We start from the raw sequence: 14544 nt of genomic DNA on the forward strand, positions 1-14544 counted from the left end.
GAAATGGCACGCACATTTAAGATCTTATCGCCGACGGCCATTCTGGGCTATGGCTTCCCGGAAGAGAGCTTTCGCAAAGCGATGGAGGAGTCGCCGGATCTGATCGCCGTTGACGCCGGTTCCTCCGATCCTGGCCCCCACTACCTGGGGGCAGGGAAACCCTTTACCGACAGGGCGGGAGTGAAACGCGATCTGCGCTATATGATCACCGCAGGCGTGAAAAACAACATCCCGGTGGTGATCGGCACTGCCGGAGGTTCCGGCGCGGCGCCGCATCTGGAGTGGTGTCGCCAGATAATCCTTGAGATTGCGCAGGAAGAGAAACTGTCGTTCTCGATGGCGCTTATCCCGTCAGATGTTGATAAAGCGATCGTTCACCAGGCGCTGGATAACGGCAAAATCACCGCGCTGGATTTCGTCCCGGAACTGACCCACGACGCGATCGACCAAAGCACCTATATCGTCGCGCAAATGGGCATCGAACCTTTCCAGCGGGCGCTGAAAGCCGGTGCGCAGGTGGTGCTGGGCGGACGCGCTTACGATCCGGCCTGCTTCGCGGCGCTGCCGATCATGCAGGGCTTTGATGAAGGTCTGGCGCTGCACTGCGGCAAGATCCTTGAGTGCGCGGCCATCGCCGCGACGCCGGGTTCCGGTTCCGACTGCGCGATGGGGATCATTGACGATAACGGCTTTACGCTCAAAACGTTCAATCCAAAGCGCAAGTTCACCGAAACCTCTGCGGCGGCGCACACCCTGTATGAGAAATCCGATCCGTACTACCTGCCGGGGCCGGGCGGCGTGCTGAATCTGAAAGGGTGCAGCTTCAAAGCGGTCAACGAGGGCGAGGTCTACGTCAGCGGTTCCCGTCACGAAGAGACGCCGTACGCGCTGAAGCTGGAAGGCGCGCGTCAGGTGGGCTTCCGCTGTCTGACCATCGCCGGGACGCGCGACCCGATCATGATTGCCAGCATTGACACCATTCTCGAAGAGGTGAAAACCAGCGTGGCGCGTAACCTCTCGCTGAATGATGACAGCATCCGCATGACGTTCCACCTGTACGGTAAGAACGGGGTGATGGGCAATCACGAACCGATGCAGAGCGCCGGGCACGAACTGGGCATATTACTCGACGTGGTCGCGCCGACGCAGGATATCGCCAACAGCGTCTGTTCGCTGGTGCGTTCCACCCTCCTGCACTACGGCTATGAAAACCGGATTGCGACGGCGGGCAACCTCGCCTTCCCGTTCTCGCCTTCCGATATTCAAAGCGGGCCAGTGTATGAGTTTTCAATCTATCACCTGATTGAAGCGAGCGACGCGCTGCAATTTGATTTCCACCTCGAACAGGTGACGCCGGAAGGAGTTCAGGCATGAAACACTCTATTTGCTCACTGGCGCAGGTGATTCGTTCCAAAAACGCCGGACCGTACGAACTGGTTTTAGATATTTTGTTTAAAACCCGGGAAGACTATCAGCGGGTAAAAGCATCGGAACAATTAACGCCGCAGCTTATTGCCCGTTTATATAACGTCGAGCCTGATTTTATTCATCGCATTGTCTGGTTTGATCCAGCAAATGCGGTAAAAATTGTCATGCCGCGCGATATTATTTCCGGCAACGTTGGTGACAATGATGTTTATGGCGCGCAGCAACACGCGCCGCTATTAAGTATTACCTTCGACTTGTAGTCATAACAATACAACAACAGCCATCAGGATACAGGATTTTGCTGTATCACTGTTTTCCTGATTATTCATGCGGTTGGTCATAACAAGCGCGTACCTGAGCGGTTGTCTGCGTTCGGGTATGCGCTGCCCTACACATTATTCTCCAACCATTATCCGATGGAGCAAACATGAAAAAAATAAGTTTAACCAAAATGATCATATTAGGCCTGATACTCGGCATGATTGCCGGGGTGGCCATTAATAATATGGCATCGGCTGAAACAGCAAAATCGTACGCCCAGGACATCTCTATTTTTACCACCATATTTTTGCGCATGGTAAAAATGATTATTGCCCCCCTGGTTATTTCAACATTAGTGGTGGGGATCGCCAAAATGGGCGATGCCAAAACGCTGGGGCGTATATTCTCTAAAACCTTTTTCCTGTTTATTTGCGCCTCATTGTTGTCTATTGCGTTGGGTCTGGTCATCGTCAATATGTTCCAGCCAGGCGCAGGCATTAACTTTGTGGCACACGACGCAGGCGCGGTTGCCGCCGTGCAGTCTGAACCCTTCACGCTGAAAGTCTTTATCTCGCACGCCGTGCCCACCAGCATTATCGATGCGATGGCGCGCAACGAGATCCTTCAAATTGTGGTGTTCTCCATTTTCCTCGGTTGCAGCCTGGCCGCTGTTGGTGAAAAAGGCGCCGCCATTGTTAAAGTGCTCGACTCGCTGGTGCACGTCATGCTGAAGCTGACAGGTTACGTGATGCTGTTTGCGCCGCTGACCGTCTTTGCCGCCATCTCCGGTCTGATTGCTGAACGCGGTCTGGGCGTGATGGTCAGCGCCGGGATCTTCATGGGCGAGTTCTACCTGACGCTGGGGATGCTGTGGGCGATCCTGATTGGCCTGTCGACAATGATTGTCGGGCCGTGCATCAGTCGTCTGACCAAAGCAATCTTCGAACCCGCGCTGCTGGCCTTTACCACGTCCAGCTCGGAAGCGGCTTTCCCCGGTACGCTGGACAAACTGGAGAAGTTTGGCGTCTCTTCCAAGATTGCCAGCTTCGTACTGCCTATCGGTTACTCCTTTAACCTCGTCGGCTCAATGGCCTACTGCTCGTTTGCCACCGTGTTTATCGCCCAGGCGTGCAACATTGAACTGAGCATGGGCGAGCAGATCACCATGCTGCTGATTCTGATGCTGACCTCCAAAGGAATGGCAGGCGTGCCGCGTGCGTCAATGGTGGTTATCGCCGCTACCCTCAACCAGTTCAACATTCCAGAAGCCGGTCTGATCCTGCTGATGGGCGTCGATCCGTTCCTCGATATGGGCCGTTCTGCCACCAACGTGATGAGTAATGCGATGGGTGCGGCGATTGTCGGTCGTTGGGAAGGCGAGCACTTCGGCGCAGGCTGCCGTGGCAAAGCGCCGGTCAAAACCCCGGAACAGGAGCGCCCGGCAACCGAACACTCAGAAGTGGCGATGTCCTGATACCACAGCGATGCCGGATGGCGCTAACGCTTATCCGGCCTACGGTTTGCGCATTGTTGTAGGCCGGACAGCCGTCCGGCAAAAATAACTTAAAGGTGAGAAGTTAATATGTCTAAACCATTTGTCTGGCAGGAACCGTTTGTTCAAAGCAAAGATACGACGGAATATGAATTACTCAGCGACAAGCACATTACGGTAACGGAGTTAGACGGTGAAGAGGTTATCAAAGTCGCGCCTGAAGCGCTGACTCTGCTGGCCCAACAGGCATTTTATGAAGCCTCGTTTTTCCTGCGCACCGCGCATCTGAAACAGATTGCCAGCATCCTGCACGATCCGCAGGCCAGCAGTAATGATAAGTACGTCGCGCTGCAACTGTTACGCAATGCCGAAGTCTCGGCGAAAGGCGTACTGCCAAACTGCCAGGACACGGGAACGGCAACCATTGTGGCGAGCAAAGGTCAGCACGTCTGGACAGGCGGCGACGATGCCGAAGCCCTGAGCAAAGGCGTATACATCACTTTCCAGGAAAATAACTTACGCTACTCCCAGAACGCCCCGCTGGACATGTACACCGAGGTAAATACCCAAACCAACCTGCCCGCCCAGATTGATATCAGCGCGACGCCGGGTGACGAATACCGGTTTCTCTTCGTCAATAAAGGCGGCGGTTCCGCCAACAAAGCGGCGCTGTTTCAGGAAACCAAATCTATTCTGCAACCCGAAAAACTCACCGCTTTCCTGATCGAAAAAATGCGTTCGCTGGGAACAGCAGCCTGCCCGCCCTACCATATCGCTTTTGTGGTTGGCGGATTGTCTGCCGACCAGGCGCTGAAAGTGGCGAAGCTGGCCTCAACCAAATATTACGACACCCTGCCGACCAGCGGAAACGAGCTGGGCCAGGCGTTTCGCGACACGGCTCTGGAAACAACCCTGCTCAATGCCAGCCGCGAGTTTGGCATCGGAGCACAGTTTGGCGGCAAATATTTCGCTCATGATATCCGCGTTATCCGCCTGCCGCGTCACGGCGGCTCCTGCCCCATCGCAATGGCGCTCTCCTGCTCTGCCGACCGCAATATTAAAGCGAAGATCAACAAGCGCGGCATCTGGCTGGAAAAACTCGAACACAATCCGGGAAAATTTATTCCTGAATCCCTGCGCGTGGAAAACAGCGCCCAGACCGTACAGCTCGATCTCAACCGTCCGCTGCGCGAGATCCTGCATAACCTTTCCACGCTGCCTGTCGGCACCCGACTGTCGCTGAACGGCCCGATTGTCGTCGCCCGCGATATCGCGCACGCCAAAATTAAAGAGCGTCTGGATAACGGCGAACCGATGCCGGACTACATGAAAAATCACATTGTTTATTACGCGGGGCCAGCCAAAACGCCGGAAAAACAGGCCTGCGGATCGCTCGGCCCGACCACCGGCGGGCGCATGGACGGCTATGTTGACGCCTTCCAGGCGGCGGGCGGCAGTTTGATCATGCTTTCGAAAGGCAACCGCAGCCAGCAAGTGACCGAAGCCTGTCACAAGCATGGCGGCTTCAATCTTGGCAGCATTGGCGGCGCCGCCGCGCTTCTGGCACAGCAGTACGTTAAAAGCTTACGCTGCCTTGAGTATCCCGAACTGGGGATGGAAGCCGTGTGGATGATGGAGGTCAAAAACCTGCCCGCCTTTGTGCTGGTGGATGATAAAGGCAATAACTTCTTCAGCCAGTTTGAGCAGCAACATCGCTGCGCGACCTGTCCGGCAGGGCATTAAGGAGCATTTATGGAAGCGCGAGCCAATACTGACAGGCACCGCCAGCGGCAGCAAAAACTGAAAGAACAGGTGGACACCCGCGTGGCGGCGGCCACGGAACAGAAAGGAGTCCTGATTGTTTTCACCGGGAACGGTAAAGGAAAATCGACGGCGGCCTTTGGCACCGCGACCCGCGCGGTCGGTCACGGCAAAACCGTTGGCGTCGCGCAATTTATTAAAGGTCAGTGGGATAACGGTGAATACAACACGCTGCAACCGCTTGGCGTTGAGTTTCACATTATGGGCACCGGTTTTACCTGGGAGACGCAGGACCGGGAAGCCGATATACAGGCGGCGGAAGCCGTCTGGCAGGAAGGCAGGCGTATGCTCGCCGACCCGCGTTACGATCTGGTGGTGCTGGATGAACTGACGTACATGCTGGCTTATCACTACCTGGACACCCAGGACGTGATCGCCGCGATTGTGAATCGTCCCGAACAGCAGAGCGTGATCGTTACCGGTCGCGGGTGTCATACGCAATTACTGGAACTCGCCGATACGGTTAGCGAAGTCCGCCCGGTGAAGCATGCATTCGATAGCGGCATCCAGGCGCAGGCGGGGATAGACTGGTAGCAGCGCCTTTGTCTGATGGCGCTGCGCTTATCAGGCCTACAGTCCTCACCGTTTGTAGGCCCGATAAGGCCATTGGCCGCAGCCCTCACCGCTTGTAGGCCCGATAAGGCCCACCGGCCGCCATCCGGCATCAGTCCTCACCGTTTGTAGGCCGGATAAGGCCATCGGCCGCCATCCGGCATCAGTTCTCACCGCTTGTAGGCCGGATAAGGTCATTGGCCGCCATCCGGCATCAGTTCTCACCGCTTGTAGGCCGGATAAGGCCATCGGCCGCCATCCGGCATCAGCGCTCCACCGCTGAGATTACCGATTTTTGCAGCAGCCAGTCACGGAAGATCTGTAAATACCGGGATTCCGCTTTTTCTTCGCGCCACGTCATAATAAACCGGTTCCCTGTACGCATCGGCACATCGCAGGGAATCACCATCTCACCGTTATCCAGATCGTGCTGGATCGCAAACCGGGGTAATAGCGCCACGCCCAGATTAGAACGCACGGCGGCAATCAGCATCGACAATAAATCAAAGCGCGGGCCTTTATTCACCAGCGGACTGTTGATATCCGACAGCGCGAACCATTCCTGCCAGCCTTTGATGCGCGTACTTTGATGCAAAAGGGGAAATTCATTGAGCAACTCTTCTACGGTCAGTTTTTGATTCGGCTGAGGTAAAAGGCTGCCACTGCATACGGGTAAAATTTCCTCTTCAAATAAATACTCCACCTCTGACCAGGGCGAGCAAAAATCTTCCCGCATAATGGCGGCGTCATACTCACGGTTAAGAAAATCGCCAATATTCGCCAGCGAATGAATATTAACGATAATGTCAGGATTTATTTTATTAAATTCACGTAAATTCGGAATCAGCCAGTGGGTACTGAACGTTGGGTTCACCGCCAGCTCAATGACCTGAACGGTGGGTTGCCAGGTCATTATCGTATTGGTATCGCGTTCAAGTTTGTTAAGTGTTTCTTTAACAATGCTCAGATAATGCTTACCGGCTGCATTTAAAAAAATTCGCTTTTTAGCATGGTTAAATAACGAGGTATGTAAAAAATCCTCCAGCGCATTCACCTGCCGGAACACGGCACTCTGAGTCAACGCCAACTCTTCTGCTGCCCGGGTATAGCTTTCGTGACGCGCCACCACTTCAAAAGTCACCAGTAATTCGGTCTTGGGTATCTTTCCTCTCATAACGTCTTCCATATGCAGCGTACAAAAATAGTTTAATTTATAAAAAATTAATGCAAACCCTCCAGATTATCCCCGAGAGTTATATTTTATTTTCTCCGCTAATGTCATTGATCCACTCCATGATTTACGCACACTGCCAGTGTTTAAATATTAAGCAATAATACTCAACCCCGACAATAAACACAATTTAAACGCGGTTAATTACAGGCAAATAGTGCTAATAAGTTCTTAATAATTTTTCATGTTAACTTGTTTTATGGAGAAAAAATGTTGCGAGGTGAATCAATATTATTTGTGGTTTATTTAAGGAGGATTTAACACGCGGCATAACAGAAAGCGACTGTTTATGTGTCTGATAATTTTCTGTTCGTCACCTGCTGGCAGGATGATATTAATAACAATAAGCGCGGGTAAACGTTTACCGCAGCAAGATGCTTATTTTCAACACGGTTAAGCGGCAAAACAGGCAAAAAAAAGGTCACCAGAAGGTGACCAACCATGTCGAAAACGGACCAGCCCTGCATCCTTCGCGCTTCAGGTATTCCCCTGTCGCACGAAGGAGTCGGGCCTTATTGCTGCTTTTTGAGAATTACTTCATTACGGCTTTCAGCGCTTCGCCGATATCCGCCAGGCTACGAACGGTTTTCACGCCTGCGGCTTCCAGCGCGGCGAATTTCTCATCCGCCGTACCTTTACCACCCGCGATAATCGCGCCCGCGTGACCCATACGCTTGCCTTTCGGCGCGGTGACGCCCGCGATGTAACCGACAACCGGCTTGGTTACGTGTTCTTTGATGTATGCCGCCGCCTCTTCTTCCGCGCTACCGCCGATCTCACCGATCATCACGATCGCTTCAGTCTGCGGATCTTCCTGGAACAGTTTCAGGATATCGATGAAGTTAGAGCCCGGGATCGGGTCGCCGCCGATGCCCACACAGGTGGACTGGCCGAAACCGTAGTCAGTGGTCTGCTTAACCGCTTCATAGGTCAGCGTACCGGAGCGGGACACGATGCCCACTTTGCCCGGCTTGTGGATGTGGCCCGGCATGATGCCGATTTTGCACTCGCCAGGGGTGATCACGCCCGGGCAGTTCGGCCCGATCATGCGCACGCCCGCTTCGTCAAGCGCGACTTTCACGGTCAGCATATCCAGCGTCGGGATGCCTTCAGTGATGGTGATGATCAGTTTGATGCCCGCGTCGACAGCCTCCAGAATGGAGTCTTTGCAGAACGGCGCCGGAACGTAGATAACCGTTGCGGTGGCGCCAGTGGCTTCTACCGCTTCACGCACGGTATTGAACACCGGCAGACCCAGATGCGTGGTGCCGCCTTTGCCTGGCGTTACGCCGCCCACCATCTGCGTGCCGTAAGCAATCGCCTGTTCAGAGTGGAAAGTCCCCTGGCTACCGGTAAAGCCCTGGCAGATAACCTTGGTGTTTTTATCGATTAAAACAGACATTATTTCCCCTCCACTGCGGCAACAACCTGCTGAGCTGCATCCGTCAGACTTTTCGCTGCAATAATATTCAGGCCGCTGTCAGCCAGTTTTTTCGCGCCGAGTTCGGCGTTGTTGCCTTCCAGACGTACGACAACCGGTACGCTAACACCCACTTCTTCTACCGCGCCGATGATACCATCGGCAATCAGGTCGCAACGGACGATGCCGCCGAAGATGTTAACCAGAACCGCTTTCACGTTGTCATCAGAGAGGATGATTTTGAACGCTTCGGTTACGCGCTCTTTGGTCGCGCCGCCGCCTACGTCGAGGAAGTTAGCCGGTTCGCCGCCGTGCAGTTTAACGATGTCCATCGTGCCCATCGCCAGACCTGCGCCGTTAACCATGCAGCCGATGTTGCCGTCCAGCGCCACGTAGTTCAGTTCCCACTGCGCCGCCTGCGCTTCACGCGGGTCTTCCTGAGACTGGTCGCGCATTTCACGCAGATCCGGCTGGCGGAACAGCGCGTTGCCGTCAGCGCCCAGTTTGCCGTCGAGACAGATCAGATCGCCCTGCTTAGTGATCACCAGCGGGTTGATTTCGATCAGCGCCAGATCGCGCTCAAGGAAAATGGTCGCCAGACCCATAAAGATCTTCGTAAATTGCTGAACCTGCTTACCTTCCAGACCCAGTTTGAACGCCAGTTCGCGGCCCTGATACGGCATTGGACCCGCCAGCGGATCGAGGGCGATTTTGTGGATCAGGTGCGGGGTCTCTTCCGCCACTTTTTCGATTTCCACGCCGCCTTCGGTGGAGGCCATAAAGACCACGCGGCGAGAACTACGGTCAACAACCGCGCCAAGATACAGCTCTTTATCGATATCAGTCGCCGCTTCAACCAGAATCTGGTTGACCGGTTGACCGTTAGCGTCTGTCTGGTAGGTCACGAGGCGTTTACCCAGCCAGTGTTCCGCAAACGCGCGAATCTCTTCTTTGCTGTTAACAACCTTCACACCGCCCGCTTTGCCACGGCCGCCTGCGTGAACCTGACATTTTACTACCCACGGACCCGCGCCGATTTTTGAAGCGGCTTCTTCTGCTTCACGCGGAGTAGTACAGGCATAACCCACCGGCGCCGGTAAGCCATAGCGGGCAAAAAGTTGTTTTGCCTGATATTCATGTAAGTTCATGTGTTCTGTCCATCCTTCAGGTAATCGTTATCTTTAAACCTGTAGGCCTGATAAGACGCGGCTGCGTCGCCATCAGGCATCTCACCAGCGCCTTATCCGGCCTACAGGGCAGGTGACACTAAAAAGTGACTACACGTCCAGCAGCAGACGCGTCGGATCTTCCAGCAGCTCTTTAATGGCGACCAGGAAGCCCACTGATTCACGACCATCGATCAGACGGTGATCGTAAGACAGCGCCAGGTACATCATCGGCAGGATCTCAACCTTGCCATCCACCGCCATCGGACGATCTTTGATCGCATGCATGCCGAGGATTGCGCTCTGCGGCGGGTTGATGATCGGGGTAGACATCAGCGAGCCGAACACGCCACCGTTGGTGATGGTGAAGTTACCGCCGGTCAGATCGTCCACCGTCAGCTTACCGTCACGCCCTTTCACGGCCAGTTCTTTGATTTTCTTCTCGATATCCGCCATGCCGAGGGTATCGACATCACGCAGTACCGGCGTTACCAGACCACGCGGCGTGGAAACCGCCATGCTGACGTCGAAGTAGTTGTGATACACCACGTCGTCGCCATCAATGGAGGCGTTCACTTCCGGGTAGCGTTTCAGCGCTTCAACCACCGCTTTCACGTAGAAGGACATGAAGCCCAGACGAATGCCGTGACGTTTTTCAAACGCGTCGCCGTACTGCTTACGCAGATCCATGATTGGCTTCATGTTGACTTCGTTGAACGTGGTCAGCATCGCGGTGGAGTTTTTCGCTTCCAGCAGACGCTCGGCTACACGCTTGCGCAGACGGGTCATCGGGACGCGTTTTTCACTGCGAGCGCCAAGCGCAGGCTGTGCGGCAGGCACAGCTTCCGGCGCCTTGGCTTCCGCTTTCGCCGGTGCCTTCGCCAGATGTTTTTCCACATCTTCGCGCGTGATGCGACCGCCTACGCCCGTGCCTTTGATGGCGCTGGCGTCGAGATTGTGTTCACCCAACAGACGGCGAATCGCCGGGCTGAGGGCATCATTGTTCTGCTCGGATAGCGACGCCTGCTGGCGCTGCGCCGGTGTAGACGCTTTCTCTTCGGATTTGGCGCTGGTCTCTTTACCGGAGCTGTTGCCTTCACGCAGGCGACCCAGGATCTGGCGAGACGTTACCGTCGTACCTTCATCTTCCAGAACCGCATCCAGAATGCCGTCAGCCGATGCCGGTACTTCCAGTACCACTTTGTCAGTTTCGATTTCTACCAGCACTTCATCACGCTGGACACTATCGCCCGGTTTTTTGTGCCAGGTCGCAACGGTTGCGTCCGCTACGGACTCAGGCAGGTCGGGAACAAGAATATCTACGCTACTCATTATTTATCCTTTAATTAATCGACGTTCAGCGCGTCATTAACCAGATCTTGTTGCTGTTTCTGGTGAACGGACAGATACCCTACCGCCGGAGAGGCGGAGGCCGGGCGACCTGCGTAACGCAGAGCAGACCCAAATGGAATCACTTCACGGAAATGATGCTGACTACAGTACCATGCGCCCTGGTTGAGCGGCTCTTCCTGGCACCAGACAAAATCATGTACGTGGGCGTACGGTTTCAGCGCTTCCTGAACCGCTTTGTGCGGGAACGGATAGAGCTGTTCAATGCGCACAATGGCGACATCTTTCTGATCGTTTTTACGGCGTTGTTCCAGCAGGTCGTAATAAACCTTACCAGAACACATCACCACGCGCTTCACGCCTTGCGGATCGAGCTCATCAACCTCGCCAATCGCTGGCTGGAAGGCGCCGTTGGCCAGTTCGTCCAGGCTGGAGACCGCCAGCGGATGACGCAGCAGCGACTTCGGCGACATAACGACCAGCGGACGGCGCATACCGCGCAGCGCCTGACGACGCAGCATGTGGTAAACCTGCGCCGGGGTGGACGGGACGCAAACCTGCATGTTCTGCTCAGCGCAAAGTTGCAGATAACGTTCCAGACGCGCGGAGGAGTGCTCCGGCCCCTGCCCTTCGTAGCCGTGCGGCAGCAGCATCACCAGGCCGCACATCCGCCCCCATTTCTGCTCGCCGGAGGAGATGAACTGATCGATCACCACCTGCGCGCCGTTGGCGAAGTCGCCGAACTGCGCTTCCCAGATGGTCAGGGTGCGCGGTTCAGCGGTCGCATAACCGTATTCGAACGCCAGCACCGCTTCTTCAGACAGGACGGAGTCCCAGACGCGGAAGGTGCCCTGACCGTTATGAATGTGCTGCAACGGCGTATACGTGGAGCCATTTGCCTGGTTATGAATCACCGCATGACGGTGGAAGAAGGTGCCGCGACCGGAGTCCTCGCCGGACAGACGCACCGGAATCCCCTCATCAACCAGCGTGGCGTAGGCCAGCGTTTCCGCGCCGCCCCAGTCGAACAGCTTCTCGCCAGCAGCCATCGACTGACGATCGCCGTAAATTTTGGCGACGCGCGACTGCATTTCTACCGCTTCCGGCACCGTGCTGATGCGTTTAGCCAGTTCCTGCAAACGCTTCATTTCCACCTTGTTCGGGTAGCTCTCATCCCATTCATGGTTGAGGTACGGCGACCAGGTGAAGGAGTGCATGTTCATCGGACGCCACTCTTTCACCACGCATTCGCCTGCATCCAGCGCATCGCGGTAGAGGTTGACCATTTCAGTGGCGTCTTCCAGCGTAGCGACCTTGTCCGCTTCCAGCTTGTCGGCGTAGAGTTTACGCGGCGTCGGATGCTTTTTGATTTTCTGGTACATCAGCGGCTGGGTTGCGCTCGGCTCGTCGGCTTCGTTATGGCCGTGACGGCGGTAGCACACCAGATCGATGAAGACATCGCGTTTAAAGGTATTACGGAAGTCCAGCGCCAGACGGGTAACGAAAGCCACCGCTTCCGGGTCATCCGCGTTAACGTGGAAAATCGGCGCCTGAACCATCTTGCCGATGTCGGTGCAGTATGGGGTGGAACGCGCATCCAGCGGGTTGGAGGTGGTAAAGCCCACCTGGTTGTTGATGACGATACGCACCGTACCGCCCACTTCGTAACCACGCGCCTTGGACATGTTCAGGGTTTCCTGAACCACGCCCTGGCCCGTCACTGCGGCGTCGCCGTGAATGGTGATTGGCAGCACTTTATTGCTGCTCGGCTCATCCAGACGATCCAGACGGGCGCGCACGGAACCGATCACTACCGGGCTGACGATTTCCAGGTGCGACGGGTTAAACGCCAGCGCCAGGTGAACCAGACCGCCTTCGGTTTCGATATCAGACGAGAAGCCCATGTGGTACTTCACGTCGCCGGTGCCGAGGTGTTCTTTATGTTTACCCGCAAATTCGTCGAACAGATCCTGCGGTTTTTTACCCAGCACGTTGACCAGCACGTTCAGACGGCCACGGTGCGCCATACCCAGCACCACTTCGCGGGTGCCGCTGTTGCCCGCATGGCGGATCATCTCTTTGAGCATCGGGATTAACGCATCGCCGCCTTCCAGCGAGAAGCGTTTCGCCCCCGGGAATTTCGCCCCCAGATAACGCTCCAGCCCTTCGGCGGCGGTCAGTTCGTTGAGGAAGCGTTTTTTCTCTTCCGCGCTGAAGGCAGCGCGGCCGGATTCGATACGCTGCTGAATCCAGCGTTTCTCTTCGGTGCTGGTGATGTGCATATACTCGGCGCCAATCGGGCCGCAGTATGTTTGTTTGAGCGCGGAAATAAGTTCGCCCAGCTTCATCGTCTCTTTGCCAATCGCAAAAGAACCTACGTTAAAGCTTTCCTGGAAATCGGCCTCTGTCAGATCGTGGAAAGAGGGGTCCAGATCCGCCACGTTTTCTTGCTCCCACAGTCCCAGCGGATCGAGATTCGCATGCTGGTGACCACGGAAACGATAAGCGTTGATAAGTTGCAGGACTTTGACCTGCTTCGTATTGGTGTCAGGGTCGGAAATCGAAGAAGAGTAACGTGAGGCATCCTTCGCCAGACGACGGAAATAATCACGCGTTTTTGAATGGAATTGATCCGGTTTGACTCCGGTGCCAGGTAACTGCTGGAACGTCGAACGCCAGTTAGCGTCTACCGAGTCAGGATCGGTTAAGAAGTCTTCATAGAGCTGTTCTATCCAGCTCTGGTTTGCGCCAGAGAGGTAAGAAGAGTCCAACCAGGCTTTCAAAGCGCTGTTCTGCATCGTGATCCCTTAAGCATTCTGTATGCTTACTTCGCCGTGGATACTACCACGCACATTGCTGTGCGTGCCGGGGTTCACTTGCGAGCTCTTCTCTGTGTAGCGGCTCGCGAAGGAACCTTTAGAAACTGTCTAACCATCAGGGCAGTTTTTAAAGGTTTCCTGCATTTCAAACCGGTGGTGGCCCCGTAGACCTGATAAGCGTAGCGCCATCGGGCAATATATGCCGGATGACGACGCCAACGTCTTATCCGGCCTACGGGACTGTCATTTACTGCGCTTACCGGCGTTATTATTTACGCACTGCGTTGCAACAACATCGACTTAATATGACCGATGGCGCGCGTCGGGTTCAGCCCCTTAGGACATACACTGACGCAGTTCATGATGCTATGACAGCGGAATACGCTGAATGCATCGCTCAGGTCTTCCAGGCGGCTGTCGGTCTCGGTATCACGGCTATCGATCAGGAAACGATACGCCGCTAACAGGCCTGCCGGGCCGATAAACTTATCCGGGTTCCACCAGAACGACGGGCACGACGTTGAACAGCACGCACAAAGAATACACTCATACAGCCCATCGAGTTTTTCACGCTGCTCGGGCATCTGTAAATGCTCACGAGCGGGTGGATTTTGCCCATTATTCAATAAGTAAGGCTTAATCTTCTCATATTGTGCGTAGAATTGCCCCATGTCTACCACCAAATCGCGGATAACCGGTAAACCGGGCAGCGGACGGATAACAATCTTCTTACCCGGCTGGTGTAGCGCCGAAACCGGCGTAATACACGCCAGGCCGTTTTTGCCGTTCATGTTCAGGCCATCTGAACCGCACACGCCTTCACGGCATGAGCGACGGAAAGAGAGGCTGGGATCTTTCTCTTTCAGCTGCATCAGCGCATCCAGCAGCATCATGTCACGCCCTTCTTCGCCTTCCAGGGTGTAATCCTGCATGCGCGGAGCGTCATCAACATCCGGGTTATAGCGATAAATCGAAAACTCGAGTTTCATTTTCCTGTCTCCGCA

Annotated in this window: 11 protein-coding genes; 5 read left to right on the forward strand and 6 right to left on the reverse strand. The window is 55.0% G+C overall.

Annotated elements, in window-relative coordinates; all coding sequences use genetic code 11:
• Positions 1-3 precede the first annotated feature (3 nt).
• From CKO_RS10240 to cobO, 5 genes are all read left to right on the forward strand, one after another.
• Complete coding sequence (locus CKO_RS10240; protein WP_012133261.1) at positions 4-1374, forward strand: acyclic terpene utilization AtuA family protein; 1371 nt, start codon at positions 4-6, stop codon at positions 1372-1374.
• The gene (locus CKO_RS10245; protein WP_012133262.1) at positions 1371-1688 is read left to right on the forward strand and encodes a DUF4387 domain-containing protein; all 318 of its coding nucleotides are present in this window, start codon (positions 1371-1373) and stop codon (positions 1686-1688) included. The genes CKO_RS10240 and CKO_RS10245 overlap by 4 nt, the downstream gene beginning before the upstream one ends.
• Positions 1689-1855: 167 nt before the next feature.
• On the forward strand, positions 1856-3163 hold the full coding sequence (locus CKO_RS10250; protein WP_012133264.1) for a dicarboxylate/amino acid:cation symporter: 1308 nt from the start codon (positions 1856-1858) through the stop codon (positions 3161-3163).
• Between the two features lie 108 nt (positions 3164-3271).
• Positions 3272-4924, forward strand: a complete 1653-nt coding sequence (locus tag CKO_RS10255; RefSeq protein ID WP_012133265.1) for a class I fumarate hydratase — start codon at positions 3272-3274, stop codon at positions 4922-4924.
• 9 nt (positions 4925-4933) lie between these two features.
• Positions 4934-5536, forward strand: a complete 603-nt coding sequence (cobO, locus tag CKO_RS10260; protein WP_012133266.1) for a cob(I)yrinic acid a,c-diamide adenosyltransferase — start codon at positions 4934-4936, stop codon at positions 5534-5536.
• Positions 5537-5819: 283 nt separating this feature from the next.
• Here cobO and CKO_RS10265 read toward each other — a convergent pair whose 3' ends face one another.
• From CKO_RS10265 to sdhB, 6 genes are all read right to left on the reverse strand, one after another.
• Positions 5820-6728 carry a LysR family transcriptional regulator gene (locus CKO_RS10265; RefSeq protein WP_024130527.1) on the reverse strand — a complete coding sequence of 303 codons (909 nt, stop codon included), beginning with the start codon at positions 6726-6728 and terminating at the stop codon, positions 5820-5822.
• Between the two features lie 589 nt (positions 6729-7317).
• Positions 7318-8187 (reverse strand): succinate--CoA ligase subunit alpha, encoded by an 870-nt coding sequence (gene sucD / locus CKO_RS10275; RefSeq protein ID WP_012133270.1) that lies wholly within the window; start codon positions 8185-8187, stop codon positions 7318-7320.
• Positions 8187-9353: an ADP-forming succinate--CoA ligase subunit beta gene (gene sucC, locus CKO_RS10280; RefSeq protein ID WP_012133271.1), complete on the reverse strand. Its 1167-nt coding sequence runs from the start codon at positions 9351-9353 to the stop codon at positions 8187-8189. Before sucC ends, sucD begins: the two co-directional genes overlap by 1 nt.
• 129 nt (positions 9354-9482) lie before the next feature.
• The gene (gene odhB, locus CKO_RS10285) at positions 9483-10703 is read right to left on the reverse strand and encodes a 2-oxoglutarate dehydrogenase complex dihydrolipoyllysine-residue succinyltransferase (RefSeq protein ID WP_012133274.1); all 1221 of its coding nucleotides are present in this window, start codon (positions 10701-10703) and stop codon (positions 9483-9485) included.
• Between the two features lie 14 nt (positions 10704-10717).
• Entirely contained in the window at positions 10718-13519 is a 2802-nt protein-coding gene (sucA, locus tag CKO_RS10290; RefSeq protein WP_012133275.1) for a 2-oxoglutarate dehydrogenase E1 component, read from the reverse strand.
• A gap of 293 nt (positions 13520-13812) precedes the next feature.
• The gene (gene sdhB / locus CKO_RS10295; protein WP_012133276.1) at positions 13813-14529 is read right to left on the reverse strand and encodes a succinate dehydrogenase iron-sulfur subunit SdhB; all 717 of its coding nucleotides are present in this window, start codon (positions 14527-14529) and stop codon (positions 13813-13815) included.
• Positions 14530-14544: the final 15 nt, after the last annotated feature.

This window comes from Citrobacter koseri ATCC BAA-895 (assembly GCF_000018045.1).
Classification (GTDB): Bacteria; Pseudomonadota; Gammaproteobacteria; order Enterobacterales; family Enterobacteriaceae; genus Citrobacter_B; species Citrobacter_B koseri.

What these genes read in the sequence shown, in the direction of transcription:
- CKO_RS10240 (WP_012133261.1), top strand. Translation starts at nt 4, where the DNA reads ATGGCACGCACATTTAAGATCTTATCGCCGACGGCCATTCTGGGCTAT.
- CKO_RS10245 (WP_012133262.1), top strand. Translation starts at nt 1,371, where the DNA reads ATGAAACACTCTATTTGCTCACTGGCGCAGGTGATTCGTTCCAAAAAC.
- CKO_RS10250 (WP_012133264.1), top strand. Translation starts at nt 1,856, where the DNA reads ATGAAAAAAATAAGTTTAACCAAAATGATCATATTAGGCCTGATACTC.
- CKO_RS10255 (WP_012133265.1), top strand. Translation starts at nt 3,272, where the DNA reads ATGTCTAAACCATTTGTCTGGCAGGAACCGTTTGTTCAAAGCAAAGAT.
- cobO (WP_012133266.1), top strand. Translation starts at nt 4,934, where the DNA reads ATGGAAGCGCGAGCCAATACTGACAGGCACCGCCAGCGGCAGCAAAAA.
- CKO_RS10265 (WP_024130527.1), bottom strand. Translation starts at nt 6,728, where the DNA reads ATGAGAGGAAAGATACCCAAGACCGAATTACTGGTGACTTTTGAAGTG.
- sucD (WP_012133270.1), bottom strand. Translation starts at nt 8,187, where the DNA reads ATGTCTGTTTTAATCGATAAAAACACCAAGGTTATCTGCCAGGGCTTT.
- sucC (WP_012133271.1), bottom strand. Translation starts at nt 9,353, where the DNA reads ATGAACTTACATGAATATCAGGCAAAACAACTTTTTGCCCGCTATGGC.
- odhB (WP_012133274.1), bottom strand. Translation starts at nt 10,703, where the DNA reads ATGAGTAGCGTAGATATTCTTGTTCCCGACCTGCCTGAGTCCGTAGCG.
- sucA (WP_012133275.1), bottom strand. Translation starts at nt 13,519, where the DNA reads ATGCAGAACAGCGCTTTGAAAGCCTGGTTGGACTCTTCTTACCTCTCT.
- sdhB (WP_012133276.1), bottom strand. Translation starts at nt 14,529, where the DNA reads ATGAAACTCGAGTTTTCGATTTATCGCTATAACCCGGATGTTGATGAC.